Annotated in this window: 24 protein-coding genes and 6 pseudogenes; 10 read left to right on the top strand and 20 right to left on the bottom strand. The window is 38.7% G+C overall.

All coding sequences use genetic code 11. The annotated features are described in order from the left end of the window. A pseudogene (locus L1D11_RS09260) lies at positions 1 to 165 on the bottom strand (IS66 family insertion sequence element accessory protein TnpB); the annotation flags it as partial. 85 nt (positions 166 to 250) lie between these two features. Here L1D11_RS09260 and L1D11_RS09255 point away from each other — a divergent pair. From L1D11_RS09255 to L1D11_RS09220, 8 genes and pseudogenes are all read left to right on the top strand, one after another. Beyond that, complete coding sequence (locus L1D11_RS09255; protein ID WP_239834723.1) at positions 251 to 1,549, top strand: site-specific integrase; 1,299 nt, start codon at positions 251 to 253, stop codon at positions 1,547 to 1,549. Then, on the top strand, positions 1,546 to 2,055 hold the full coding sequence (locus L1D11_RS09250; protein ID WP_239834724.1) for a hypothetical protein: 510 nt from the start codon (positions 1,546 to 1,548) through the stop codon (positions 2,053 to 2,055). The genes L1D11_RS09255 and L1D11_RS09250 overlap by 4 nt, the downstream gene beginning before the upstream one ends. Positions 2,056 to 2,135: 80 nt before the next feature. Continuing rightward, the gene (locus L1D11_RS09245) at positions 2,136 to 2,342 is read left to right on the top strand and encodes a hypothetical protein (RefSeq protein ID WP_239834725.1); all 207 of its coding nucleotides are present in this window, start codon (positions 2,136 to 2,138) and stop codon (positions 2,340 to 2,342) included. Between the two features lie 239 nt (positions 2,343 to 2,581). Further along, entirely contained in the window at positions 2,582 to 3,754 is a 1,173-nt protein-coding gene (locus tag L1D11_RS09240) for a hypothetical protein (RefSeq protein WP_239834726.1), read from the top strand. Next, complete coding sequence (locus L1D11_RS09235) at positions 3,751 to 4,068, top strand: hypothetical protein (RefSeq protein ID WP_239834727.1); 318 nt, start codon at positions 3,751 to 3,753, stop codon at positions 4,066 to 4,068. Before L1D11_RS09240 ends, L1D11_RS09235 begins: the two co-directional genes overlap by 4 nt. A 415-nt stretch (positions 4,069 to 4,483) precedes the next feature. Beyond that, positions 4,484 to 5,392: pseudogene (locus tag L1D11_RS09230) on the top strand (IS1634 family transposase); the annotation flags it as partial. After that, positions 5,389 to 6,366, top strand: a pseudogene (locus tag L1D11_RS09225) (IS1634 family transposase); the annotation flags it as partial. The pseudogenes L1D11_RS09230 and L1D11_RS09225, both read left to right, overlap by 4 nt. Continuing rightward, positions 6,317 to 6,592 (top strand): annotated as a pseudogene (locus L1D11_RS09220) (IS1634 family transposase); the annotation flags it as partial. The pseudogenes L1D11_RS09225 and L1D11_RS09220, both read left to right, overlap by 50 nt. On the opposite strand, the gene L1D11_RS09215 reads toward L1D11_RS09220, so the two are convergent. The 16 genes from L1D11_RS09215 to L1D11_RS09140 all read right to left on the bottom strand — a co-directional run bounded on the left by L1D11_RS09215 (position 6,552) and on the right by L1D11_RS09140 (position 21,474). Beyond that, positions 6,552 to 6,851 carry an IS66 family insertion sequence element accessory protein TnpB gene (locus L1D11_RS09215; protein ID WP_239834768.1) on the bottom strand — a complete coding sequence of 100 codons (300 nt, stop codon included), beginning with the start codon at positions 6,849 to 6,851 and terminating at the stop codon, positions 6,552 to 6,554. The pseudogene L1D11_RS09220 and the gene L1D11_RS09215 overlap by 41 nt on opposite strands. Before the next feature lie 926 nt (positions 6,852 to 7,777). Beyond that, positions 7,778 to 9,211 carry an AMP-binding protein gene (locus L1D11_RS09210; RefSeq protein ID WP_239834769.1) on the bottom strand — a complete coding sequence of 478 codons (1,434 nt, stop codon included), beginning with the start codon at positions 9,209 to 9,211 and terminating at the stop codon, positions 7,778 to 7,780. A gap of 43 nt (positions 9,212 to 9,254) precedes the next feature. Further along, on the bottom strand, positions 9,255 to 10,127 hold the full coding sequence (locus tag L1D11_RS09205; RefSeq protein ID WP_239862375.1) for a formyltransferase family protein: 873 nt from the start codon (positions 10,125 to 10,127) through the stop codon (positions 9,255 to 9,257). Then, positions 10,117 to 10,887 carry a hypothetical protein gene (locus L1D11_RS09200; RefSeq protein ID WP_239862373.1) on the bottom strand — a complete coding sequence of 257 codons (771 nt, stop codon included), beginning with the start codon at positions 10,885 to 10,887 and terminating at the stop codon, positions 10,117 to 10,119. The genes L1D11_RS09205 and L1D11_RS09200 overlap by 11 nt, the downstream gene beginning before the upstream one ends. Continuing rightward, on the bottom strand, positions 10,887 to 12,065 hold the full coding sequence (locus L1D11_RS09195; RefSeq protein WP_239834815.1) for a beta-ketoacyl synthase N-terminal-like domain-containing protein: 1,179 nt from the start codon (positions 12,063 to 12,065) through the stop codon (positions 10,887 to 10,889). Before L1D11_RS09195 ends, L1D11_RS09200 begins: the two co-directional genes overlap by 1 nt. Next, the gene (locus tag L1D11_RS09190; protein ID WP_239862372.1) at positions 12,058 to 12,849 is read right to left on the bottom strand and encodes a hypothetical protein; all 792 of its coding nucleotides are present in this window, start codon (positions 12,847 to 12,849) and stop codon (positions 12,058 to 12,060) included. Before L1D11_RS09190 ends, L1D11_RS09195 begins: the two co-directional genes overlap by 8 nt. A 1-nt stretch (position 12,850) precedes the next feature. Further along, on the bottom strand, positions 12,851 to 13,738 hold the full coding sequence (locus tag L1D11_RS09185) for a hypothetical protein (protein WP_239862370.1): 888 nt from the start codon (positions 13,736 to 13,738) through the stop codon (positions 12,851 to 12,853). A 35-nt stretch (positions 13,739 to 13,773) separates the two neighbouring features. Beyond that, the gene (locus L1D11_RS09180; protein WP_239834821.1) at positions 13,774 to 15,141 is read right to left on the bottom strand and encodes an MATE family efflux transporter; all 1,368 of its coding nucleotides are present in this window, start codon (positions 15,139 to 15,141) and stop codon (positions 13,774 to 13,776) included. Then, positions 15,138 to 16,151 carry a hypothetical protein gene (locus tag L1D11_RS09175; protein WP_239862368.1) on the bottom strand — a complete coding sequence of 338 codons (1,014 nt, stop codon included), beginning with the start codon at positions 16,149 to 16,151 and terminating at the stop codon, positions 15,138 to 15,140. The genes L1D11_RS09180 and L1D11_RS09175 overlap by 4 nt, the downstream gene beginning before the upstream one ends. 7 nt (positions 16,152 to 16,158) lie before the next feature. Next, positions 16,159 to 16,392, bottom strand: a complete 234-nt coding sequence (locus tag L1D11_RS09170; protein ID WP_239862366.1) for a hypothetical protein — start codon at positions 16,390 to 16,392, stop codon at positions 16,159 to 16,161. Positions 16,393 to 16,452: 60 nt separating this feature from the next. Continuing rightward, the gene (locus L1D11_RS09165) at positions 16,453 to 17,175 is read right to left on the bottom strand and encodes an SDR family oxidoreductase (RefSeq protein WP_239834810.1); all 723 of its coding nucleotides are present in this window, start codon (positions 17,173 to 17,175) and stop codon (positions 16,453 to 16,455) included. Then, positions 17,172 to 18,431 carry an ATP-grasp domain-containing protein gene (locus L1D11_RS09160; protein WP_239834811.1) on the bottom strand — a complete coding sequence of 420 codons (1,260 nt, stop codon included), beginning with the start codon at positions 18,429 to 18,431 and terminating at the stop codon, positions 17,172 to 17,174. The genes L1D11_RS09165 and L1D11_RS09160 overlap by 4 nt, the downstream gene beginning before the upstream one ends. Beyond that, positions 18,428 to 19,447, bottom strand: a complete 1,020-nt coding sequence (locus tag L1D11_RS09155) for a hypothetical protein (RefSeq protein WP_239862364.1) — start codon at positions 19,445 to 19,447, stop codon at positions 18,428 to 18,430. Before L1D11_RS09155 ends, L1D11_RS09160 begins: the two co-directional genes overlap by 4 nt. Then, positions 19,416 to 20,387 (bottom strand): aminoacyl--tRNA ligase-related protein, encoded by a 972-nt coding sequence (locus L1D11_RS09150; protein WP_239834744.1) that lies wholly within the window; start codon positions 20,385 to 20,387, stop codon positions 19,416 to 19,418. Before L1D11_RS09150 ends, L1D11_RS09155 begins: the two co-directional genes overlap by 32 nt. Continuing rightward, positions 20,377 to 20,613, bottom strand: a complete 237-nt coding sequence (locus L1D11_RS09145) for an acyl carrier protein (protein ID WP_239834745.1) — start codon at positions 20,611 to 20,613, stop codon at positions 20,377 to 20,379. The genes L1D11_RS09150 and L1D11_RS09145 overlap by 11 nt, the downstream gene beginning before the upstream one ends. 66 nt (positions 20,614 to 20,679) lie before the next feature. Then, positions 20,680 to 21,474, bottom strand: a complete 795-nt coding sequence (locus tag L1D11_RS09140; protein WP_239834746.1) for a 2OG-Fe dioxygenase family protein — start codon at positions 21,472 to 21,474, stop codon at positions 20,680 to 20,682. Positions 21,475 to 21,736: 262 nt separating this feature from the next. Between L1D11_RS09140 and L1D11_RS09135 the strand changes: the two are divergent. Together L1D11_RS09135 and L1D11_RS09130 are read left to right on the top strand one after the other, a co-directional pair. Continuing rightward, positions 21,737 to 22,656 (top strand): annotated as a pseudogene (locus L1D11_RS09135) (IS5 family transposase). A 54-nt stretch (positions 22,657 to 22,710) separates the two neighbouring features. Continuing rightward, positions 22,711 to 23,418 (top strand): annotated as a pseudogene (locus L1D11_RS09130) (LysR substrate-binding domain-containing protein); the annotation flags it as partial. On the opposite strand, the gene L1D11_RS09125 reads toward L1D11_RS09130, so the two are convergent. The 3 genes from L1D11_RS09125 to accA all read right to left on the bottom strand — a co-directional run bounded on the left by L1D11_RS09125 (position 23,400) and on the right by accA (position 26,187). Further along, entirely contained in the window at positions 23,400 to 23,711 is a 312-nt protein-coding gene (locus tag L1D11_RS09125; RefSeq protein WP_239834747.1) for a cytochrome c, read from the bottom strand. The pseudogene L1D11_RS09130 and the gene L1D11_RS09125 overlap by 19 nt on opposite strands. A 58-nt stretch (positions 23,712 to 23,769) precedes the next feature. Beyond that, positions 23,770 to 25,101: a tRNA lysidine(34) synthetase TilS gene (gene tilS, locus L1D11_RS09120; RefSeq protein WP_239834378.1), complete on the bottom strand. Its 1,332-nt coding sequence runs from the start codon at positions 25,099 to 25,101 to the stop codon at positions 23,770 to 23,772. A 126-nt stretch (positions 25,102 to 25,227) separates the two neighbouring features. After that, the gene (gene accA / locus L1D11_RS09115; RefSeq protein WP_239834379.1) at positions 25,228 to 26,187 is read right to left on the bottom strand and encodes an acetyl-CoA carboxylase carboxyl transferase subunit alpha; all 960 of its coding nucleotides are present in this window, start codon (positions 26,185 to 26,187) and stop codon (positions 25,228 to 25,230) included. Positions 26,188 to 26,215 lie beyond the last annotated feature (28 nt).

The following is a 26,215-nucleotide window of genomic DNA, read 5'->3' as shown; positions in this document are numbered from 1 at the left end:
TACAAAGCCTTGAGAGACATCTGCTTTTTTGAGTTGCTGGCGCTTAGCATAAAACGTCGAGGGATTGAGTTCATTAAGCTTACAAAATGCAAGCGTTGACAATGAACTCGATTCAGACTGAGCGATGAGCGTTTGCCATTCTTGATTAGTGTGTCGTTTTCCCATTTCAAATCTCCTCATGGTTGGAGACTTGATCTTATTCTTCGCGCTAGGCGATTAGAATGCGGGTTTTATGGAGCGCTTACTATGGATGGATATTTTTGATAAGGTCGATTACAAGGTTGGTATTGGCTCCGATCGTGCCGCTCTCTTTAATGTGACCATTGATGGAAAATCTTATGGGCGTGTTGAGCTAAAAGATCTGTTAAGGGATATAACCGGAACTTGTGGGTTTATGTGTTTACAGCTTTCAGGCATGAGAGTTGATGAGTTATATGGAGCACACATCGATTTTGGTGCTCAAAAGTTAACTCTATCTGATAGAAAAAGGAACTCTAAAAAAGAAATCATATACCTATTAACTACACGACAATCAAAAATAACAGTAGGTACTCAAACCAAAAAGGATACCTTTGTAACAACTGAGGTAGGTTATGAGGCCTTTAATGTACTAACTTCGGTATTTAGAGGTTTTCACAAGCGTTATAAATCGAAAGATAAGCGCAGGATGTGGGCTGGATTTAGAAGTTGTCAGTCTGTTAAACCTTGCACAAAATCAACTACTGTAAATTTAGTTAATTGCGCAGTGAGGGATCTTTCTAATGTTAGTTTAACGCTCACTGCTGATGACTTTGTATATCTAAATATATCAGATCCAGCAAAGGATTTAGAACAGGGTGATGAATTCCCTGTAACTCCTCACACTTTAAGACGCTCTTTGGCATATTACCTTGTGGGTTATGAGCTTTGCTCTTTCCCTGCGTTGAAGCAGCAGTTTAGTCATCTATCGATTGCGATGACTCGTTGGTACGCTCGCAATAGCAGCCACTTTCCTAAAATTTATAACGTGGTCAACAAGGAGCGTGTCGAGCAGTTGGCGGATATCTATGTGAGAATCTACAGCAAGCTAGCCAATGGTGAGCGAGTGGCCGGAGGCAAGGGCAAGCAGACTGCTAAAGAGATTTCACGACAAGGACAAAGCTACTTTAAAAATGGCGCAAATAAGAACTTACTGTCTAGGGAATACTGGATTGATCAATTAAAAAATGATGTTAAACACCTGCATGTCATAGCGCCAAGCATGGTGTGTACTAATAAGTTGTGCTCGATGAGGATAAATATCGACCTAACTGAGTGTGTGGATTGTGAGTATGATTTTATTGAAGATGTCGCCTTTGCTGAAACGTCACGAATGGATGCGATGAGAAATCTTCATTTATTGCACGAGCAGAACGACCTTAATCATAGTTCGCTATCAAAGCTTGTTATGACAATAAGAGCTGCGGAAAAGATTATGGATGACCTTAACTTCGAATACGAGCCGTATACTTTAAGTGCGGAGTTGTCGGAAATACTCATTCAAACAGTGGACAATACAGAGGGTTTATGACAACAAAATCAACAGAAGAACGGCTTCGTGAAGCACTTGAAAGGCTTAAAACTAGAACGCCTAACACAAAGTCGTTTAAGCAAAAGGTGAAAGCAAATAAGCCTCTGAGAATCACTAATTCAGGTGTTGAGAAGGAAGCTGGGCTTTCAAATGGTTGCTTAAAACGCTATCCAAATATCGCCAGTGAAATCCAAGCAGCAGAAGCTGAGCGGGTTCATGGTGGCAGCAGTTTATCACAAGAGATATCTGTTGATGATGTCAAGTCATCCGCTATTTATAAACAGCTAGAGGCTAAATTGATCCGGGTAGAGAAGGCTAAGAAAGAAGCTGAAGCAAAGGTTAAAGATCTAGCAGAGGAACGCGATAGAAAGGATGCGGCATTGAATGAGAAGGTGGCTGAGATTGATGAGCTGATCACCTCTATGTGGGAACTAATACCAAGAGATCAGCAAAGGGAAGTCTTCATAGAAAAAGCTGAGAACATAGTTCGCTTTGAGAAACGGTGACCAGATAGAGTTTAAGAGTTCTATCTATATATTTTGACTCGATAGTATTACCATCCAGCTTCGAGGTTAGCGATGCTTCAATGGCCGGAGTTGGTAGCTGCTCAACAGCAGGCTGTTCTTGCCAGCAACCGACACACGGCTCTGAAATCCATGTCCAACTCTTGGTCGAGATACAAAATGGGTTTATCCATAGGACTGCGGCAACCAATGCATCAATAACGGTCATTCTCAAGCTCAAAGGCACTATTGATTTCGAGATACACCTTGAAGCTTGGTTGCCCATCTAGTTCTGCCATGTTCCATGCTCTCTTTTTATATTCTTGGAAGCAAATCGTGCTTTTTCTGCCATAAAATTTTGCTTTTATCTGTTTTGTATCTAGCATAACTTTTGGATGACATACACGGGATTGCTGGCGGTTCCACCTAGGTCGTAAAACTTACAATCTAATCCTTGATAATTCATTAGTTGAATGACTATGCGCTCTCGTTCGCCAGCAGAAAGCGTAAGGTCTTCAGGAAATGAGTTATGTTTGCAAATAAAACATCTTTTAAAAGTCTCCTCGATGCTTTCTCTCAAGCATTAGAGTACGAAGTAACGATTTCTTATTTTAAACTAGCTGAAGACAGAAAAGGCCCTCAAAAGCTCCGTTTTGACAGCCGAAAAAACTTGGCTTGCTATATTTTTTTCGATCAAACAAGAGCCGAAATAGAGCAATTCTTTCATGGGACACCCAATGGTTTCATTGGTGTGAAGTTTTATGTGTTTGAAGATGGTAGCCTATGTATCTTTAACAAAGCTTTACAACAGCTCCGTGAAATAAAGCTAGATAGCCACTTACACCTTGGAAAGAAAGTAAAAGTTAATTTAACACCTCGTCAGATTCGTAACGTAATTTTCAAAACACTATGTACGATAATTACTGAACTAGACCCTTTTTTTGCTATGGTTGAGTTCGAAGCAAGGTTAAGTTGCGAACTCAAAGTGTATAATTTCGGCGAATGGTGTGCCGATGAAGATAGAATAAAAAACGAAGATGCACGTTCTTCCGGGCTTAGAATTAAGAACAAAAATTCAGCTAGAACAGGTCACTATACTCCGGTATCACTACATCATCACTTGTATCAATTTTCATTCTTCACTCCAGAAACACATAAGTTACTGCGTCAGGTTTGCCAAAATATGATATCAAATGCAAACCCCACTCCCTTTCCAATAGAACGTAAATTTAGTCAACCTGAGCTTGCTGAAATGTCGTGTGGATTTGTTGTGTCCAAGCTAGGTTTTCTAAAAGACGAGATTATTGAGCAGATCAAAGTGAAATTTTCAGAGAATGTAGGACCACCTTATACCTCTGTTGAAGCCGAAGCACTTTATTTTTTCGAGAGCATCAGTATTCCAATGGGAATAACTCTCATTGAAGAGTGTGAGCTTGAGTCATCAGTAGAGCGGGTTCTAAGCACATTGTCACAAGAACGTATGACAGACTATACCTTTCCACCTTGCCGCACCTTTGGGCAAGAATTTTGTGCTCAACTGAAACAATTTTTAGATGCTAGCTATGATGTCGATGCACGATGCACTCTAGATTCCATAATGAGCTACTTTGAAGCTTCTTTCGACCTTACAATCTTGAAAGTTAATGAACAACTAAGCAAAGGCTTAAGGCTACATTTCAAAAACTCGGAGGGCTTGTCATGAGACACCATAAGCCCAATATCGGTTGGATTACATTGCGTGTTAGTTCGGATGAACATGGCACACACTATAGAATATTCGGATTGTGGAGCAATGGAGAGTGGCGGTTGAGTAGTGGCGCAGATAGCGTTGAAACCATTGAGCAAATAACTGAAAGATCTATCTCTTGGCCACAAAGCTCTTCAATCTACGAACTAGATTTAAACCTAGAAGGGAATATTCCAGTTAGTGATAAGGTGCTCCTAGATAAGATTATCACTTCTGCTCCTCCACATTACTGTGTGGAAGTGGTTACGCTGCAAGAGCTTGAGATATAGAGCCTCCAGTCAAAACTAGAAGAAAAAACGGGTTACATAATCATTAGGTGACTCGTTTGGGTAAGAAGTGGTAAATGATTTACCATTTCTTACCCAAACTCACTCTTAGCTTTCAAAAAACATAAAAATAGTTAGTAGTTGAGTCGCTAACATCAAATCAGAATAGCCGAATCTGTCTTTTTGTGAGGGTATCTCAGGCAGATTAGAGTGCTACATGTGAAGGTGTTGGACAATAACGTTTCAATGACTTTGCTAAATTATTATTTACTGGATTACTTTTAATACCGTCATTCCGCAGCCAATTTCAGAATTAGAATAATGTGATCCAGTGATCGTTTGCAGCTGTTAGTACGACAGAACTCTTGACCGTGATCCTCAGTTCTGATCTATTACTGTTATTTAACGGTCACTTATTATGTCTACTGCTCAACCTGTCATTAAACGCTTGGACCACTTAGGGCTAATCGCTGCTTTCTGTCATGAAGTCGGTTTACCAGGCATTATTGATCGCATTATTCCCAAATACTCAGATCATAACGTCTCACATGGCGATGCTGTCTTAGCAATGATTCTTAACGGCCTTGGCTTTCACAGTAGAACGCTGCATATGTTCTCTGACTTCTTCGAGACGAAGCCTGTTGCTAAGTTGCTCGCTAAAAACATTGAAGCTCACCATTTAACTGACGATGTACTCGGACGCACGTTAGATGCTTTGTATGAAGCAGATGTGTCAGCGCTTTACCAAGCSATTGCAGAGCATGTCGTTGATAATCTTAGACTTAAAACAGACTCTGTCCACCTTGATATCACTAGCTTTCATGTCGATGGTGAATACGCCCAAGACGAAGATCTTAATGCCATCAAACTGGTAAAAGGCTACAGCCGAGACCACCGTCCAGAGCTAAACCAAGTGGTCCTTGAGCTGATCTGTGAAAATCAAGCAGGCCTGCCTGTTTACATGCAAGCACTCAGTGGCAACACCAATGATGCTAAGGCATTTTCAGAGGTCACCAAGCGACATATTCATTGCCTAAAAGCAGCTCAAAACAGTCGCTACTTCATCGCTGATGCCGCTCTATATACCGAAGAAAGCATTCGTTCATTGGATGAGCAACAACAGAAGTTTATTACGCGTGTTCCAATGACGATTAAGTCAGCCAAAGAAGCCTTAATGAACCTTAAACCAGAGCAGCTGAGCTGTATCGGCAATGGTTACTCGGGTTGTTGGGTTGATGCTGACTATGGCTCGGTATCTCAGAAGTGGTTGTTGGTTCATAGTGAGCAAGCAACCAAGCGAGAAGAAGCAACGTTCTATAAAAACTTAGAACCGAAGAAAGCATTCGTTCACTGGATGARCAACAACAGAAGTTTATTACGCGTGTTCCAATGACGATTAAGTCAGCCAAAGAAGCCTTAATGAACCTTAAACCAGAGCAGCTGAGCTGTATCGGCAATGGTTACTCGKGTTGTTGGGTTGATGCTGACTATGGCTCGGTATCTCAGAAGTGGTTGTTGGTTCATAGTGAGCAAGCAACCAAGCGAGAAGAAGCAACGTTCTATAAAAACTTAGACAAAAATATCACCAAAGAGCTGAAAGCGTTGGRGCAGTTAATGAAAAAGCAGTTTGCTTGCGCTGTGGATGCCGAGCAAGCAATGAGCGACTTCGCCAGCCAGTGTCATTTGCTTGGCTTTGCGCAATCAACCCTCGTAAAAGAGCCAATCTATTCAGGTCGCGGCCGGCCAAAAAAAGACGCAAAGCCAACGGGATATCACTATTTAATAGACGCTACGCCTTATACCGATTTGGAAAAAGTGAAATTAGCCAAGCTTAAAGTAGGCATGTTTATTCTCGCAACCAACGATACTGACTGCGCCGATCTAACGATGGCTGCGTTACTTGAGCATTACAAGTCACAGCAAAAGGTAGAACGCGGATTTCGCTTTTTGAAAAGCCCTGAGTTCCTGACATCATCAATTTTCCTGAAGAAGCCTCAGCGAATCGAAGCGCTGTTGATGATCATGACGCTAAGTTTACTCGTTTACGCTAGCTTAGAGCACAAAATCCGAGAGAGTCTCACTAAAACCGAGGAATTCTTTCCTAGCATGGTGAAGAACAAGAAGACAACTAAACCGACAGCGCGTTGGGTATTCTTAAAGTTCGAAGGTATAGACATACTCGAAATTGGCGGTCAAAGCTCCATCATAGGTGTTCAAGAGCATCAGGCTCGGCTACTCAAGCTTTCTTGNAATCGAAGCGCTGTTGATGATCATGACGCTAAGTTTACTCGTTTACGCTAGCTTAGAGCACAAAATCCGAGAGAGTCTCACTAAAACCGAGGAATTCTTTCCTAGCATGGTGAAGAACAAGAAGACAACTAAACCGACAGCGCGTTGGGTATTCTTAAAGTTCGAAGGTATAGACATACTCGAAATTGGCGGTCAAAGCTCCATCATAGGTGTTCAAGAGCATCAGGCTCGGCTACTCAAGCTTCTTGGCATACTGTATGAAGCGGTTTATTCCTAAATTGGCTGCGGAATCTCGGATTGATGAGAAGTGTCATGTTAGCGGTGGCTATTTGAGCTTGATATTTCGTTGTCTTTTCGACGACCTCTGCCCGTACAAAGCCTTGAGAGACATCTGCTTTTTTGAGTTGCTGGCGCTTAGCATAAAACGTCGAGGGATTGAGTTCATTAAGCTTACAAAAWGCAAGCGTTGACAATGAACTCGATTCAGACTGMKCGATGAGCGTTTGCCATTCTTGATTAGTGTGTCGTTTTCCCATTTCAAATCTCCTCATGGTTGGAGACTTGATCTTATTCTTCGCGCTAGGCGATTAGAATGCGGGTTTTATGGAGCGCTTACGGCGATAACGTCGATAAGTGGATCAATTTTAAACTAGCGTTGACACTCTGACCAATTGGTGATTTTGTATTGCTGTTTGGGGATATGATGGCGTTTTGAATTATTGTGTTTGTTTGGCATATTTCAATCACATCATGCAAAAAACACATAATACCAGAATCTTTAATTTCAAAAAAATATCTCATTTTGGGGTAGTCGAACAACGCCCCGCCCAATGCGATCAATGTGAGTATCTAAGGTACTGCAATGATCGCTAAAGGTGCGATAGGAAGAAATGTTCGCAAAGAAAGGTGCTTTATGACATCCGATGCATTTGCGAAAGAAGTAAGCGTAAACCCCACATACGGATTTCCAATACTTATAATTATCCGTAATTTTCTAAATTAGCAAAGTCACTGGCAAACCTTTGTCCAGAAATACGTTAGCACTGATCAAACTTTATTTGAAGGAATGGTTAAAGCTGTCAGTTTTAAGAGCAAAGGCAATCAATATTTATTGTAATCTGATAACAGTGAGCATCGCCCTATCAAAAGTACTCTCATAACTGCATTATCAAAAGGTCATAGAGCTTACGATAGGGTGGCTAATTCTTATCAACCACCTAGTAGGGAAATGTGATAAGCGTTGCCCAAAATAATCTCATCTGAAGATCAAAACCAAGAGAGAATTCTGTATATTTAACAAACAAGTTACCGGTTATTATTTACTAGATAAAAAAATAGAACGATAAACTCTAAATCACAGCTCAAAATTTAACTTAAACCCGCAATGAGTTGAACTGCAAAGGGAAAAAAGCCATACATATTTTTATTTGCGACAGAACCCCTTTACCGAGCCATCACTATACTAATAAACCATTTCCTCTAGAACAGCAGATGCGGAAATAGACTGTAATGACTTGATATCGGTTTTACCACTCGATAACACTGGCCAAACATCAAAACAGTAAACATGCGACGGGTGCATGTAATCTGGTCTCGTTAAGCAGAAATCTTTAAGGCTATCGTTCACCAACTTTGTTGATACGTTAGGTCCGTGGACTAGTACCAGAACGGACTGACCATCTATACTTACTGACACTATAGCTATTTCATTTTCTTTTGTAATATCTGAGATAGCATATGTCAACTCCTGTGGATCTACTCGATTACCTCTAATTTTCACCTGAAGATCGACCCGCCCTAAGTAACAAAAAAGTCCATTTTCTACTTTCATAAGGTCACCCGTTCTATACCACCTCCTTTCTATACCACTAATTTTTTCAATTATAAATTTACTATCGTTTAAAAGGTGTTCATTAATGTAGCCTTCGGTTAAACATGGACCAGAGATATAAACCTCTCCAACCCCATTTTCATCCTTATCCGGTATTTCCATTAATACATTTCTGATTGGCTTACCAAGGGGGACTACTTTGTTTTCAGTAGTTAATTCACGGGGAATTTCATAAAAGCTTGTCCCAATCGTAGACTCAGTTGGTCCATACCCGTTTAGAATGGTTACAGATTTGTTAACATCGAATAAACTAGACACAACGCGAGATAGTAATGCTTCACCACCCACCATTAGATACTTGATACCATTGAAGTCATATTTCAATGTGTCATGCAAACGGTGAAATAGAGTGGTAGCAATAAACATGGTGTTGACTTTGTGCTCACTCACGCTTTTGTTAATAACGTTTGGTGTAACAAACCTACCGTTATGTAATACTAATGTCCCACCATTGAGTAAAGAAACCCACACTTCTAGTTGAAATATATCAAATGTCATTGCTGCCTGAGATAGGATTATTATATTGCGAGTATCAATCCAGTCAGGATCATAACAAAGGTTGATCACCCCAGACTCTGGAACTGGTATAATTTTCGGTTTTCCTGTAGTGCCGGAGGAAAAATTTACAAATGTATTAGCGAATCTACCCCAGCTTGCATAAGTACCTATGTTAATGTTTTTAGAATGGTCCTTAAACCTGAACGTCGCGCCAACCCTAGATAATGATGATTCAAACCAGTCTCCTTCGGATTTTTTTGGGAGGTATAAGTGAGGATATCCAAGTATGGCACTGGCCAATATCTTAGAGATTAATTCAAAATCACGATCCCCTTCGACAAGAATTAGTGTATTGGGGGCAAGATTGGATTCCGTTATTTGCGATTTATAGTGATTAACTCTAGATTCTAATTCAGAATATGAATAAGATGAAAAGGAGTCATGGATAGCAACTTTTCCTGACATGGTTCTGAAAACAACCGACATAATACTATTTATAGTAAGCACAGGCTCAATTCCTTTATCTATTAGATAATTGCTGAAAGGTCTTTTACAAGCTTGATTCTGGTAACAGATTAAACAAAGCAACTCCATCAGATAACTGTACTTTTATAGTGTCATCATCAACAACAATTACTTCTCCAACTTTAGCACCATTAGAACCGGAGGTATAAGAATTAACAAGATTTAACGAAAAAACACAATTATCAATTCTCACTTTTGGAGTAAAAAACAGATTCGGAAGAGGGAAAAAATCACAAGCTCTAAACAAACGATTTATATCTTCTACTTTTTTATCAAAACTAATAAACTCTGAATCTGGTTTATCTTTTGAAGAATAGTAATCTATATCCGATATAGACTGCGGGGTTGAACTTATAGGACCATCTATCCAATTATCAACATTTTCAACAAAACATTTATAACCATACTTAAATGACTTTATTATCAATGACTTAGCGTTATCCGATTCATCGATATCAAATGAGCATTGAGCCAATATATCCCCACCATCGATTAACTCCTCAACAAAGTGCCATGTAACTCCGTGAGCATCCTCATTATTAATAATTGCCCAACTACAAGGGTTAAGGCCTGCATACTTAGGTAATAGAGAATTATGAAAATTAATAACGCCTTTCTTTGCAATAGAAACAATATTATTAGGTATTATCTTAAAGTTGTTAATACTAAAAATTATATCAGGTTCTGTGTCACTAATTATTCTAAACGTCTCATTATCTTTAAGGCTGCTTACAAATAGATATTTTATATTATTTTTTACACAAAAACTAACTAACCTATGGCAGATTTGTGGTTTTTCCGTAATAAAAACTAAAGAAATATGTACCTTGGGTATTAGGTAGCTAAGACACCTGATAACAAAATCACCACTCCCTATAGCGATAACTTTACTCTTCATTGTTGTCGATCCTCAAAAAGTTTCTACTTATAGCTGATGCTAAAAAAACTGGTTTTTTATTATTATAAACGGTCGACCTCCATACTATAGTATTTCCATTTATTAATTTTGAAGAAGTCACCACGTGTAGATTACCACTACCTTTAATATTCAAGTCTAGAATGTGACATTTAGAGAATCGAACATAACCAAATAATCCACTATCTTTAATTCTACTAGATAACGATAGTAAAACCTGAGCACCAATAAGTTCCATTAAACCAAAAACAGAACCAAAATCACCTTCATACGAAAAGTCGTCGACACAGGATAGATTTTTAGATGATATTTCTCCGACCCCAAATGCACCTACATCGGCAAACTCTTCCAAATTAGTCCAACTTTCTAGGAACTCTATATCCATTTGCTGAATACCGGAAGCGGACGACAATCTACCTATTACCGAAGGGATTTCAATAATATTTGAGTAATCAACAATTTTCCTTTTGAAAGAGCTTTCTAAACAATCAACACCTTCATAGCTAATTATTGCATTTATCCTGTTAGAATCCCCGTTAATACTTAACTTGTATGACAAATCAGGAAGGATAGGAGATCGAAACAATGACTTCCACTCATAGTTAGTGATACAATCCACTAACCCTTGAGACTTAAGGTGGCTAATTATTATATCTATAATTAGACCTCCAGGAACAAGGGGAGAGTTGGGGAAATGGCTTTTGAAAACATTAAGATTACTATCAAACTTTAAATCAATCATTACTGATTAACTCCTGAAATGATAATTGCACCATTATTTCCACCAAAACCAAAAGCATTACATAAAATAGTTTTTGGTGAGGTTACCCTAACTTTTTCAACCAAGTCGATTTTAAATAGATCTTCAATAGGCTGAGAATAGAGTGACGGAGGAAGTACTCCATGCTTAATACTAAGAGCAGCGGAAGCTACATTGGCAGCCCCAGCCACTGCCATCATGTGTCCTAAACTAGACTTAATTGCTACTATAGGGGGTATGGGTATATCAGAAAAGCAATTCGAAAGTGCTTCATATTCAGCATAGTCATTTGCCTTTGTACCTGTAGCGTGGGCGTAAATACAGCTAATATCATCAAAGTTTAATTGAGATTTAGTTGCTGCTTCACGAATAGAAAGCGAAATCCCATAGGATGATGGTTTTGTCAAATGAAAAGAGTCATTGCTAAGCCCAATACCGTTTATTTCGCAATAAATATCGGCCCCTCGCTCTAATGCATGCTCCTGTTCTTCCAAAACAAAAAAAATAGCTCCTTCAGAAATAACTATACCTTTTCGTTCTGAAGAAAATGGCTTACACCTGTCTGAAACTAACGCCTTTAAACTTGAAAAACCGGCAAAAATTTTGTTGGAAAAAGCATCTGTCGCTCCACAAATACTTACTTTGGATCTTCCGCTCTCTATGTCATCCACACCAGCCTCTAACGCAATGATAGAAGAAGCACAAGTGTTATGCATAGTAATATTATCACCGCGAAATCCCAAAGATCTAGAGATCTCTTTAGATATGCAATGACTAGAGTACATCTGAGGTAACTTAACTTTACCGCTAGCAAGGTATCTATCTAGTAATGTTGATTCGGAATCTCCATTACCAGAATATACATTTACTTTCGAACCAGAGGGTAAGTCTAAAGATGAGTCAGTTAATGCTTGTCTAGCAGCATAGATCGCAAAAGCGATTCCAGGCGTGTCACGATAAGAGTCTCCTACCGCATCCAAAATAGTGTCTAAGTCTCTTTTTTCAACTCTAGACGATACAAAACCTTTCTGATACTTTTCATACACTAAGTCTTCTATAGAAAAATTACTTATACCAGAACATAAATTATCGTAGAATGAACCTGTAGTAATTCCTAATGGCGAAACAATGCCAATACCACTAATGACTGCTTTATTCACCCTTACCTCCAATAAACGAATAATTGATTGCGGAATTCAGATCGAAAATCACTTTTCTCTTTGTAAAAACACGCCCATACCATTTCATTGTTTTGTTATTAATTGATAAAAGTCCGACCTTACAATATAGTTCTTCATCAAATTCAATGCCACTCACATCAAATTTAATATTATTCAGCCTAACAAATCCAAACTTTTCTTTTAAATGAAGAACTGCATTATCACGACCAAGAGATAATACAGTTAAACTCATGAACTCTAATAAACAGAATAGAACCCCAAACATCTTAGAATCGCTAATTTCCTGAGCAACATCTAAACATTCTTTCTTAAAAGATAGAATACCATAGCCTTCTGCACTATTATTTGAGATTTGCGTGCTAAAGTATTTATCAAGAAATAATATATCTTTAGGCCTTTTAGGAAAATCATTAACCGGAAAAAGTTCTTTACTCTCAAAGTCCGGTACAATCTCTTTTATATCTAGCCCTGCTCCGCTTAAGTGTGCAGTGACACATGAAAGGTGGTTGTTACTTTCGTACAAATCTATAACATATCTATCATGAAGCACCTTTATTTCAAATGATAACTGAGAACCTGGTTTTACTGGTCTGATGTATTTTGCATTCCAAGTATAATCTTTAATATCATTTTGTTTAACATAGCCTTTTTCAACCAACACGAAACAGCATAACTCAAATATCAATGCACCAGGAAGAATAGGTTCCTCAGGGAAATGGCATTTAAATATTTCTAACTTTTCATCAAGAAAAATAGCTCCCACTTTACAGACCTCTCTCTAATAGCAACCCACCAAATCCACCACTATGGGATTCATCTACGACCAATATACTCTTCAATCCTTTTATGGCCATATGACGTTTTGCTAGTTTCATCAAAATCGGAATTTGATTAACCCCAGAATAACAGTCTAAATAATTCACCCGAGATTCCTTCTCGTCGAAATGTTCAATATTTTTCCAACTAATTACTGGACAATCGCATTTTGAAATAAAGGACAAAAACTCATCACTATTATCGGTCAATATGGAATCCTTTAATTTAATACTTGATGGGCAAGTGGAGTCGGATTTCATATGGAATACAGAAATTCCAGAGCTGAAATGCATAGCACTCTTTTTAGGTACTGGTACTTGAGACGCTGTAAATGGATGGAATTCATCAACACATATTAACACACACTCTTCAAGTCTATTGTTTTTTATGTATCTATCAATAAGATTGATAGCGTTCAGTATACCTAACTGACCAGAGTTCATTGTAAGATTTACTCCCCTAGCTTTCAGAGCTAAGGATACCGTTACAGCAGTTGAGCTAAAAGTAGCATTTGGAAATAACTGAGCAGAAAGAATACTGTCTATATCCAAGGCTGATTCATTAATAAGAAGCCCATTACCAAAGTTACCAAACTCTGTACAGCAAACGACGCCGAGTTTATCGTTGTAACTGTCTTCAGTAAATTTGCAAAGTTTTCTAGCCAAGTATAGAGCTAACTTTGTAGAATCATCTTGATATCGATGACCTTTTCTGCCGATAACACTATCTAAGTCTTCCGGAAGAACAGAATTCAACTTAGATATTAATATTTCGTCGATTTCCAAATAATTGCGACTCGATATAACATCAAAATTTTTAATAGCTAAATTTAACATGGAAAATACTCACAATATAAAAGGGACGTCGATTTCTATTTGTTGATTTTTTTTGAATTAAAAAACCTTTTCACAAAAAGAAGTGACAAAAAAACACCTATACTTAGTTCAAAGAAAGAGCCAATAACCCAGCACGTAATGATAAGGTCTTGCTTTCCTTGGTTGCTTGATGTGAGCCACACAATTGCAGGCACATTCAAACCCCAAAATATAGCCACTCGACACCAAAAAATTGGTTTTGTATATTTTATTGCCTCTAAGCAACTTGTCATCAGCATTGACAGGTTAAATGCCAAAGCATAGAGCCAAAGAACTTGTACAGTTTGAGAGGAAAGAACTCTGCTTTCGATAGATAAATCAGAGGAAATGAAAGGATATATCAAAATCCTACTATAATTAATTTCTACAAACGACACAATCAATATATATGATATTCCGATTAAAAACGTCAAGTATATTGTAGGCAAAACCTTACTATCTTCCCCATTACCAACATGGTTCGCGATAATAGTACTACATCCAATTGACAACCCTATAATTGGAACTATTGCCAAATAATTTAACGCTAAGGCTATGTTATTTGCTATAAGAGCTGATTGCCCTAGCATTCCTACCGCCCAGATAAAAGTAACATGCCCAAAATCTTCCATGGAAGCACTTGCACCTTTATTAACTCCCATCCTTAATATAGGAAGAAATCTCAAGCTATCTATTTCAATATCCCTAAGTATCAGTAAGTTATCTTTTCTAAGGTAGTATATATATATTACTGAAACTATAAATACTGAAATCAAAGTACCAACAGCAGACCCATTCATACCTAGCTCTGGAAAAAAACTAACACCGTATACAAAAGCAATGGTCAAAAATATGTTTATTACGTTTCCAGCCATGCCAACATACATACATATCTTTGTATTTAACCGGCCTATATATATACTACTAAAAACCACATTTAATATCATAAAGAACCCATAAAACGGTGCTAATGATAGATATTGAGACTCTAAATCTTGGATAGGCCTAGGTAAAGAGTTTAAATACGGAATTTGCTTTATTAGAGGCTGAAGTGCAAGTAGAATCGCCCCCAAGAAAATACCAAGTGTAAAACATTTGAGAGCTATCCTACGAAGCTCTGGATAGTCCCTCTCTCCATTTTTCTGCGCTATATACGTTCGAGTTATTCCCGCCGTACCCGTAAAGAAAACTATTATAGCAATAGCTGTAAAAATGGCAGGCCCAGACGCGGCTAACGTTTCGCTGGAATACCTAGCCAATATTATCCTATCTGACATCATCATGATCAATGCTGAGGCCATAGAAGCTATAATTGGAAGAGATGTTTTTATAATACTATTAATCGCAAATATTTTCTCACTTCTAGAATTAATCATTGAAATCATGTTAACAATACTCTATTACGAATTTTATTGGATAGAAGATAAACTACCAAGCTTCTTTCCATATTATTTATTTTAGAAATGACATTTTCCACTTTACGTTCCATCTTAATGTAGTAGTCAACGCTAGTAGATAGATACATTCTAGTACTTAACATCTTTGCCAATATATACTCTTGGTTCAGCCTTCGGCATATATGCATTATCTCTAACTCTTGTTCTTTGGTAACAAAATATCGAGAAAGAAAAATATAGAAATAATATCTTTGCATTTTAATAAAATCGAATATGTTAGCTTCAGCGCTAAACATTTCCGATTTTAATTTCATACTAGATCCAGACAATACCGAGCTGACATAATCCATTGTCCTGTGCTGGCCGCCAAGGTATTCATTGAATTCGGATAGCAAAATCTGCCGGCAGTGATTGATAAGAACACAATTACTAATATCTTTTAAGGATGAAAGAGCCTCCCCTATATTCAGCATGTAAATAGCATAAATACCACTACTAACAATAGATTCTTTGAAGTTGGATAGTGTAATCGATACGCCTTTTGGATATATCGCTGTTGGTGTACCATCCAAAATCTCAATATTCTTACCACTCCCCAACATCATTAGTGAATTATGTCTATAATCATAACTATTCGGGTTGCGATTTAGAAAATCATCCCTATAGAAAACATTGTTTAACGGAATAGAGAAACTTATCAACTCACTACCACCAAAAGTGCTGATAAATTTATATATTTCTTTAGAAGACGAAAACGCATCAGTTTTAAATTCAGTTTTTTTTATCTTTCTTGGATCGACCAAGCCATTTAATATCCCAGATAAATATTTCTCATAAATTCCTTCAATATTATATGTATTTAATCCTTGTACAGATCCTAGAATGAACTCAGGTTCAATATCATAAAATCTACAAGCAATTGCCGTATTTAAATATGCACAATTGCTGACTTCATCGAACACACCATCACTTGGATTTATAACATTATGTTCTAACAAACCCAATCTATTCACTTAAATAGTTATGTATCGTATTTAAAAGATAATCCCGTTCTAATATATGATCAAAGTGAGATTCGTCTATGAATATCCCAAATTCCTCTTCTACACGAACAATAAAAGTCATGAATTCTAAAGAATCTCGGATAACTTTTTTAATTTCAAAAAGCTCCTCTACTTTAGTTCGATTAAAAGAATTAAGTATACTAACAACTTTATTAATTATCTCATTGGTTTCCATTTCAACCTCCTTTTTAATCTAAAGATAAAACAACAAAACAGGACACTCTGTGATTATAAATCACATCCCGCCATCAATCTCATATATCGAACCATTTGAAAATTGTCCTTTATCTATAAAGAACTCAACCATTTCCGCCACTTCATATGGTTCTCCAAAACGACCCATCAGTATACGATCCTTCAGGTCTTCCTTATGTCCATCTTTCAAATCAGATATCATATCACTGTTTACATATCCAGGTGCTATTGCTATACACCTTATGTTCCACTTACTCAGTTCTATTGCCATAGATTTAGTAAACGAATTAATAGCCCCCTTAGATGCTGCGTAAGCCGATACACCACTTCCCCCACGCACTCCGGCCATAGATGAGGTGTTAATTATCAATCCAGCTTTTCTACGCATCATTTTTTTCGAAACATACTTTGTTAAGAGAATGGTCCCCTTAACATTTGTATCTATCACGTAATCAAGAGAGTCGCTATCTAGAGAAAAAATTAGGCTACTCGTGCTTACTCCTGCATTGTTAATTAACACATCGATATCACCAAATTGCTCAGTGTATTTTTCAACGAATTTTGAAACTTCTGTTTCATTCTTAATATCGAGTTTATACATGCAAACTTTAACATTATTCTGATCCGCAAGCTTCCATATTTCTTCCTTTTCACCTTCGTTATTAAGGTACGTATACCCAACATTATGCCCACTACGGATTAGAGATTTCACAATAGCACTGCCAATACATCCAGATCCGCCAGTAACAATTATATTTTTCACACTAACTCCACCTTAAATGTATCATTCACAAAATCTAATAACTCTACCGCTTCTTTAGCACACGATACTGAAAAATAAAACACAGCTACTGTGTCTATATTTACTGACTGTGGGGCTATTATATCACCTATTTTTTTTGTTATGTCTACAGTTCTAAATAGAACGTTTTTCTTAATCTCGTTTAAACCTTTAAATGATTTAATGATACCGGAACCATCAATTTTGAAGTCAATCTCAAACGAATGCCATTTTAACTTTGGGATCTCAACTTCTTTTAATGCATTAGTCCTCATCTTCATGAAGACGTCATACACGTCATATTCAGCGGAAATCTTCAGCATCTCATAAATAGTTTGACCACCACCACTAAGTCTTGGCGAAAATTCAACAACCTTAAGTTCGTTGGTTTCCCTATCCCTTCTGATTTCCATATGTATTGGAGCGTTTTTATAAGGAAATGCCGAAATTATTTTTTTAGCTAAAGTTTCAAACTCTTCAACGCCATGGCTATTTATAATGCTAAGAAGCCCTTCTTCTTGAAAAGTAGGTCCAAATAGATCGGGGATTTTTTTTGATAACATTAGTGTATGCCAGGTACCATCTATCACAAGCCCATCAAAGTTAAATTCCTCCCCATGTATGTACTCTTCTATCAGTACATTATTCATACTTTGATTATCGCTATACGTAGATTTAATGAACGTAGATAGCCTTTTTACCTGAGGTACCAGTTTCTTTACTTGTTCAATACTACTAACTTTGTGAACTCCAACACTATAGCAACCAATGGGGGGCTTAATAATCCATGGAAAAGAGATTTTATTTAATACTCTTTCCAACTCATCATCAATATTCTTAGTAGTATCCAGTAAACAAAACTCAGCAGTAGGAATTCCATATGATTTGGCTCTTTCTTTCATAAGGATCTTATTTGTTGTTTCTTTTACTAAATCTGGTTGGTTATGTACAAGGTCCAGTTCTTTAGCAAGCATATCAACCATATGCTGATGGAATTCACTATGTGATAGAATCGCCTTAAACTCATATTGTTCATGAAGAACTCTACAGTATTTTGAAACCTCTCCAAAGTCTTGTAAGTTGGTTTCATAATACCGAGCGATATTTTGCACTTTAAAACTATCACATTGGTTACTGCTATTGTTTAATATAACAACCCCATACCCAAGCTCTCTTAGCTTGTGAATAAAAGTATCATATCCCATGTTATAATTTATGATTAGAACATTATTATTCATGAATACCTCTCTGTACATGTTCTCAATCGGTCCCAAAACTTGATCTCAGACTCGCACACTTCATTAAATCTATGATTTAATCTGTCTATAGCGGACTCGTCATAGTGCATTGAAAACCTAAGCGCTGTGCTCGAAAGCATCCTCCATGATTTAATAAGTTCTTCATGATAAGATCTTATCATTCCTTCTCCAGATATATTTACTTTAAGTCTATCAATAATATCTATCAGTAGCATTCTATTTGGAATCACATACAAAGTGTTTATATTGTCTACAATTTTCCTTAGTACTTCACTTCGACCTGTTGTGTTTTCTCTTTCAATTACATTAAATAAGTTACTTTTCCATAACACTATATTTTCCACCGAAACATGAGACTCCATCGCTTGATCCCTTAGCGCATTCAATAGCTCTTCATTTGTCAATGGCTTATAGGTTTCAGTGCATTCTATTTCTTCGTGGTATCCGTAATACAGACTAAACTCATCTCCTATCCTGTTCTCCATCGCCTTCGTTAATTGATCTCGATCTATTTTTGTTTTGCATGCAATATTTGGTGTTCCAACAACCAAAGAGTCAATGATATCCAGCGTCTTTAGTGCCTTACTCTCTCGCTCAACATATACACTATGTAGGTAACCCCTATTCAACCTGTAGATATCAGCATACTCTAAGTATTCAGAGTTTAGCCAAATAACTCTACCTTTAGCATATTTACTATTATCAAAAAAATCATCAATGTCCGTATGATATACTTTCTTTATATTTAACCCGACTCGATTTAGGTAATTATCAATGACAGAGAATAGATTAAATCTTAGCTCCGGAATACCATATTCGTCTTCTCCAGATGTCAGAAAGAACCCGTTACCAGCTAACCATAATGTAGATTCTCTTTCTATAATTCCACTAGATTCCAACATATTAATATATGAACCGGTATAGCAATTAATTGCTACTCTACCTATTTCTTCAATATTAAAACTATATTTCGCATTGAGGGACTTTTTTGGCACTGTATTTTTCTCTGCTTAGCAAGATGTTTGATTTCAATGATGATGAAGGCCACTTTTCAATGTTTCGACCTAGTTGGTAAAGTAATGCATATGACATTCTCTCAACACCAACAGCCAAACACGCGCTATATAAGTACCCTCCATCCTCCCCTCTAATATTAAAGGCTTTTGTTAATGATTTTTCATGGATATTCCTAGAAAAGCAGGACATATTAGAGTTTGAGGATGTAGGGAAAATCAGTTCCTTTTTAGCAGCCTTCAGAACTTGGATTTCTTTAAGACGCTCTGAGTTCGCACCAAAAAATATATCTGACGCTACTTTTTCTGAAAACTCGACACCACAAGAAAGGAGCTTATTTTTTAAATTACAGAATATATTTTGTGTCGCATTATAAACATCATCCTTTCCTCCAATTACCACAATTTCACGCATTTTAAAATTGTGGAGCCTGAAAGGGTTCCTTATACTTTCCGCTTCATTCCTAAAGCATGAGCTTTCACATAGGAATATATTTAATCCTTTATCAAAACTTTCGTTTTGATGATTAAGAAATGTGTGATAACACGCAGAAGGGTTTAAAACATAAGATTCGCCATCATAACAATTGGCATCATGATCAATAAATTTATTTCCTATAGGATTATTTTCTTTCGTCGTGTTAGAAAATGCATCTTTTTTGAATTTTCTAGCGACATAGTTAAAGCCAGGGAATTTTCTAAAGTAGTTTACTTTATCTAGCGCATCAACTGTTAAAACTTGAGGATACTCTTCCAACCGAACATTATGCGACCACTCAATACATTCATCCAATAGTCTTCTCACCCCATACATAACTAGTAAGAAATCGCCACTATATGTGTAGAAGCCTTTAGACATCACTGATACTTCTCTATCCTTAATCAAGGATTGAAACAGGTTATCTTGGTTGTTAATTTCCATTTTTTTCTTTTCTTACTAGATTATGTAAGTCTGAAAAAGTCTCGACTTCTATAATGTCTTCTTCTCGAATAGATACTCCTGTTTTTTGCTCTATAGAAACAATCAGATCCATAGTTAATATGCTATCAAGTCCCAAGTCATCAAATAATAAACTTGAATCAGACACTTCATTTACGGAGTCTAGTTCGGCGATATCTACAACAATTTCTTTTAGCATGTTTATCATTTTATATAATTCCTTTTTAAGTAAAATTTTCTAGGTTATTACATTTAGAATCGTAAAGTTTATTGCTCACCTTAGATTTTCGTACATAGGTGTCAAATCAACCAGGATTGTATTTCTATACCCTGAATTAGCGCCTTTCTTTAATCTTATTCTTTCTACTCCATGGCTAACATCAATATCCTTCACTCCGAAGCCTTCTAATGGTTCATTTAATGTGAATCTATCTATGACATTGTCGTTATGAACATTTTCTGGGAGTATATTTACTGAAGCAGTATTTGCGATATAGCTCATACCTCCTTCAATATTTTTTCTATCGATTAGAAAAACATAGTCGTACATTTCACCATCTTGGTGCATACAGCATGGAGACTGGTAAGCTTCATTAGACAACAGATCTACCTTTTGTGAAATAACGTGCGCTCCAATTGATATTGGTCTGTAGAAATCTATTTCTTCCCATACCGCTTCTTTTACAGCTATTTCTATTATTTTTTTGAATACTGGGTTATCAAGGATAACCTTAGATATAGGGTCAAAATAACGCCATTTTAAAGAGTGTTCAGGATTAAATTCACCTTGATAATAAGGGATTTTTTTCAGTCCATCTGAGATACTATCATCCGACACCCAGTCTATAGATCCCTTCCATGGAAGATATACTGCTCGACTATATTGCCGGTACCTTGTTCCAGATGAGTCATATGGGTCCTTAGGTAAAATAGTAAAACTCTCTTTAAGATTTTCCAGTTGTCTATTTACAACCGGATCGTCTTTATTTAAGTAATTAACAAACCTCTTGTAACCCTTATCCCAAGATTTTTTACTCTTTGATTCAAGTTCTATAATTGAATCGATCAAAACTTATGCCTCTTTGTGTAAAAACGACGACATTAAATCACAATATGATATAAGTTGTAAACATACTAGTTACATATGTTGCGTATATATCACTATAAATTTTAACTTTTCCTGAGAACCCATCCGGAAAGTGCCTAGCTTCGCTTTTCAGCCGTCTAAACGAAAAATTTAAACGCCTTACGAGGCCTTGTTGCTTAAATCGGTGGAACTAAATCTACAAGCTACGATCTGATCGGCTACACCCATCCATCGTAGTACCCTCATGCCTAAACCTCGTTACAAAACAACTAACTGGAAGCAGTACAACAAAGCCTTAATCAACCGTGGTTCTCTGACCTTTTGGAATGATGAGGAAGCTATAGCCGAGTGGAAGCAAAACAAACAAGGCAAGCGTGGTAGACCTCGCCGATTCAGCGACTTAGCCATTACTACCGCTCTGATGGTGAAACACGTTTCTCTATGCCATTGAGAGCGCTGCAAGGTTTTCTAGACTCCATATTTAAGCTGGCTAACATCCCGCTGGTTTGCCCCCATTACACCTGTATAAGCCGCCGAGCTAAGGATGTTGAGGTTTCATTTAAAACTAAAACCAGAGGTGCGATACAACACCTAGCCATTGATGCCACTGGTCTCAAGGTTTATGGCGAAGGTGAATGGAAGGTCAAGAAGCATGGAACTGATGGCAAGCGCAGAGTCTGGCGTAAGCTGCACATCGCAGTAGATACAAGCACCCACAAAATAGTCGCAGCAGAGCTGAGCTTATCTAACGTAACCGATGCCGAAGTGCTCCCCAACTTACTCAAGCAGATACGTCGGAAAATCATTGAGATATCAGGCGATGGCGCTTATGACAAGAGGAATTGCCATGATGCCATACGGTTCAAGCGAGCTGTTCCGCTCATCCCGCCAAGAGAAGGGGCAGCCTTCTGGGAACAAGGGCATCCTTGTAATTTAGCGGTAGGTTGCCAGGAGGTCTACGGCTCTAACAAGAAGTGGAAAAAGCGGTATGGCTATCATAAGCGCTCTCTGTCAGAGACCCCAATGTACCGAGTAAAACAGTTGCTAGGTGGGAAATTAAGCCTGAGGAACTACAACGCTCAAGTTGGCGAGACTTACGCTATGATCAAAGCCCTGAATACGCTTACAGGGCTTGGTATGCCTGAAACACAGTATATCGATTAAGAATTAAGCACGATGGGGCAGGCATGCCTTCTCTCTGAATTAAGCAACAAAGCCTTACCCAAGGTGACCGAAGCGTTGGAAATCATCCAACATGCGACGGTAAGCCTGATTCAAACCGATACAGAACAAGAGTTATTGGTGGTCGATGTCACGCCTTCTTTCGCCAGTTTGTGGTTGGTGCCAAACATTGATGCATTCCATCAAGTCCACCCTGATATCCACGTTAAAGTTCGCACCAGTGATGGTCCAATAAATCAGTTAGATGTAGACAGCGACATCACCATCCGCTGCCTTCCTCTTTCTAGTCACTATGAACATGGTCGATTGTTGCGTCAAGAAACGCTGCTGCTAACGGGCTCATCAAGTTCTTCAACGTGTAACGACAAACAGTCCATTGCGAATTTCGCTTTTATTCCTCAAACAACGCGCCCGCAGTTGTGGGAGCAGTTCAAACTAGAACAATCTCTGCAAAGCGCGACTCATTATCACCCTGTCGGTCATGAGCATTTCTATCTTTCTTATGAAGCGGTAAAGCTTGGCAAAGGGCTTGCCCTCCTGCCTGATTTTATGGTGCAACAGGCGATGTCGAGGGGTGAGGTCCACCACATCCAACAATTGAGTATGCATAGCCATTATGGCTATTACGTATTTGTGCCGAACTACCGTCTAGCGGCGCGAAAAGTCTCCTCTAAAGCTCTGGCTCGAAATTTATCGACTTGTTTAATCAGCGCTTTGAGAAGGTTTTACTTAAGGCTTGCGTAGTAAGCGGCTAGATTCGCGATGTCTTCATCGCTCAGCATTGAAGCTTGAGCTTGCATTACAGCGGCCAAACCACCGTTGCGCTGTTTAGTTTTGTAAGCATTGATGGATGAAACAAGATATTGCTCGTTTTGACCTTTAAGGTTTGGGTAACCCGGGATCACTGCGATACCGTCAGCACCGTGACAAGCTGCGCACACTGCTGCTTTTGCTTGTCCTGCAGCAACATCACCTGCCAGAGCGTTACCACTCAATAGCCCAAATCCAAGAACTAATCCTAGTGTAATTTTCATCATTGCATATTCCATTAATTATTTTTATTAAAGTGACGGTGAATTGTGACACAAACTTTTTCTACTTGCTCCAAAGCGCCTCACAATCTTGACCTTCGTAGTTTTTATCTACGAATAAGCCTAAAACAGCGATCACTCGATCGCTATTCATTAATATTGGCGTTCTACGTCGTAACCAACTGGGTACTTGATACTCTTGAAAGAGTTTTTTGAGCTTTCGACTATGTCCACGTCCAACAGGATGCGCTGATAATCCTTCAGGGTTAAAGGTAACACGTAAGACCGCATTTTGGTTTGGTAAGCTGAACGTTTGTGCGCGACGCCCCGGTTCGGGCTCAGATCCCCCCGCTTGCAAGCTGACATGTCCCAAGCCATCAGGCAGAAGCAACTTTCCGCCAACAACAATGTCACCTTGCCAGTCCGATAGATCTTTAGTCTCTCGAACCAAATAGAGTTTTTGATTAAAACGCCTAACTTCAGCGCCGTTTAACATCAGCTTAGGATTAGCATCACGCTGAGCACACGCCACTTCCTCCCAGATAAGCTGGAGTTGCTTTTGGCTCGGCATCGCTTGCTGGCAATGACCTAACCACATTCTCAACAAACGCGCTCTTAGTAAAGCAGATTGCTCAGATAAAACCACAATGCTCAAGCTCTGGTCATCACCGAGGGAGCGTTGCAAGTGAGAAGCTAACAACTCGTCTAGCAACATCTCTTGCTCGGCACAGAGCTGGGCGCTGCGACTGACAGACTCTCGAAAGCTGGGCCAACGCTCAGTCAGAACCGGAGTCACTTGGTGGCGAATAAAGTTACGGTCGAAACGCACGTCCTGATTACTTTCATCTTCAACCCAAGTTAACCCTATACGGCGAGCGAACGCTTCAATCTCTGCTCTGGTTACTGACAGCATAGGACGAGCAATATAAGCAACTGAAAATGGCATCACTTTCGCCATCGATGAGAGGCCTTTAGGACCGCTGCCGCGCTTTAACGATAATAGAAAAGTCTCTACTTGATCATCGACGTGTTGACCAGTAATCAGTACATCCCCGTGTCGAATATGAGATTTGAAGGCGTTATACCTGGCGTCTCGAGCGAGCTTTTCAATACTTTCACCACTATGGACATCCAGTGAGACACGCTCCACAGCCAAAGGCACTGACAAATCATCACACCATGTTTGGCATTGTTCAGCCCAATGGTCAGCATTGTCACTCAAGCCATGATGTACATGAACCGCCTGACATTCGATATCATGTGTTTGTGCGTATTTAACAGCCAACTCCAACAAAACTCGTGAATCGACACCACCACTGAAAGCGACGATCAACCGACAAGGCTTAAGCGCGCTTTGATCAAGAACAGATGTGAAGGTATCAATTAAGTGCGTCATTAGGGCAATAAACCAAGAGGTCGTGTGTCAAGGGGTAATGTTTTAATAATAAAAAAGGGTTGACACTGAGTCCAACCCTTTCATCAACTTGTTACGTTAAGCAGACCTTATTACTAAGGCAACTTATCAGCAGTAGCCGTAGCTCATTAGACGCTGGTAACGACGCTCAAGAAGCGTTTCGTTATCAAGCTGCTCTAACTCTTCTAGCTGCTTAACTAACATGTCTTTCATGTTCTGAGCGGTTTGTACTGGATCACGGTGCGCGCCACCTAGCGGCTCAGGGATGATTTCGTCGATAAGCTCAAGCTCTTTGAGACGAGGAGCAATCAAGCCCATCGCTTCAGCTGCTTGTGGTGCTTTATCCGAATCGCGCCATAGGATTGAAGCACAACCTTCTGGAGAGATTACTGAGTACGTAGAGTACTGAAGCATATTCACGTAGTCACCAACACCAATCGCTAGTGCACCACCAGAACCGCCTTCACCCACAACGTTACAAATAACAGGAACTGAAAGACCCGCCATCACTTTTAGGTTTTTAGCGATAGCTTCAGATTGACCACGCTCTTCAGCACCAACACCTGGGTATGCGCCCGCGGTGTCGATGAAAGTAATGATAGGCATTTTGAAACGCTCAGCGGTTTCCATTAGGCGTAGCGCCTTACGGTAACCTTCTGGCTTTGGCATACCAAAGTTACGGATCACTTTCTCTTTAGTCTCACGACCCTTCTGGTGACCAATAACCATAACAGGACGGCCATTTAGACGAGCCATACCACCCACAATAGCTTTGTCGTCAGCGTAAGCACGATCGCCCGCCATTTCTTCAAACTCTGTGAATGCATGCTCCAGGTAATCTTTGGTGTATGGACGTTGAGGGTGACGAGCAAGTTGAGCTACCTGCCATGCACCTAAGTCACTAAAGATTTTCTGTTTAAGCTCTAAGCTTTTTTTCTCTAGTTGTTCGATTTCTTTGTCTAAATCTACCGCTGTGTCACCACCGTGACGCGAAACGTCACGTAGCGCTTCGATTTTTGCTTCAAGTTCAGCGATAGGCTTTTCAAATTCTAGAAAGTTCAGGCTCATCTATGAATCCTTGTTGAATCAGCTCTGC

Origin of the sequence: Vibrio sp. Isolate32 (genome assembly GCF_022397955.1) — a bacterium.
Taxonomy (GTDB): domain Bacteria; phylum Pseudomonadota; class Gammaproteobacteria; order Enterobacterales; family Vibrionaceae; genus Vibrio.
The sequence above is the reverse complement of the archived record's forward strand: the minus strand, read 5'-3'. Positions and strand labels throughout refer to the sequence as shown.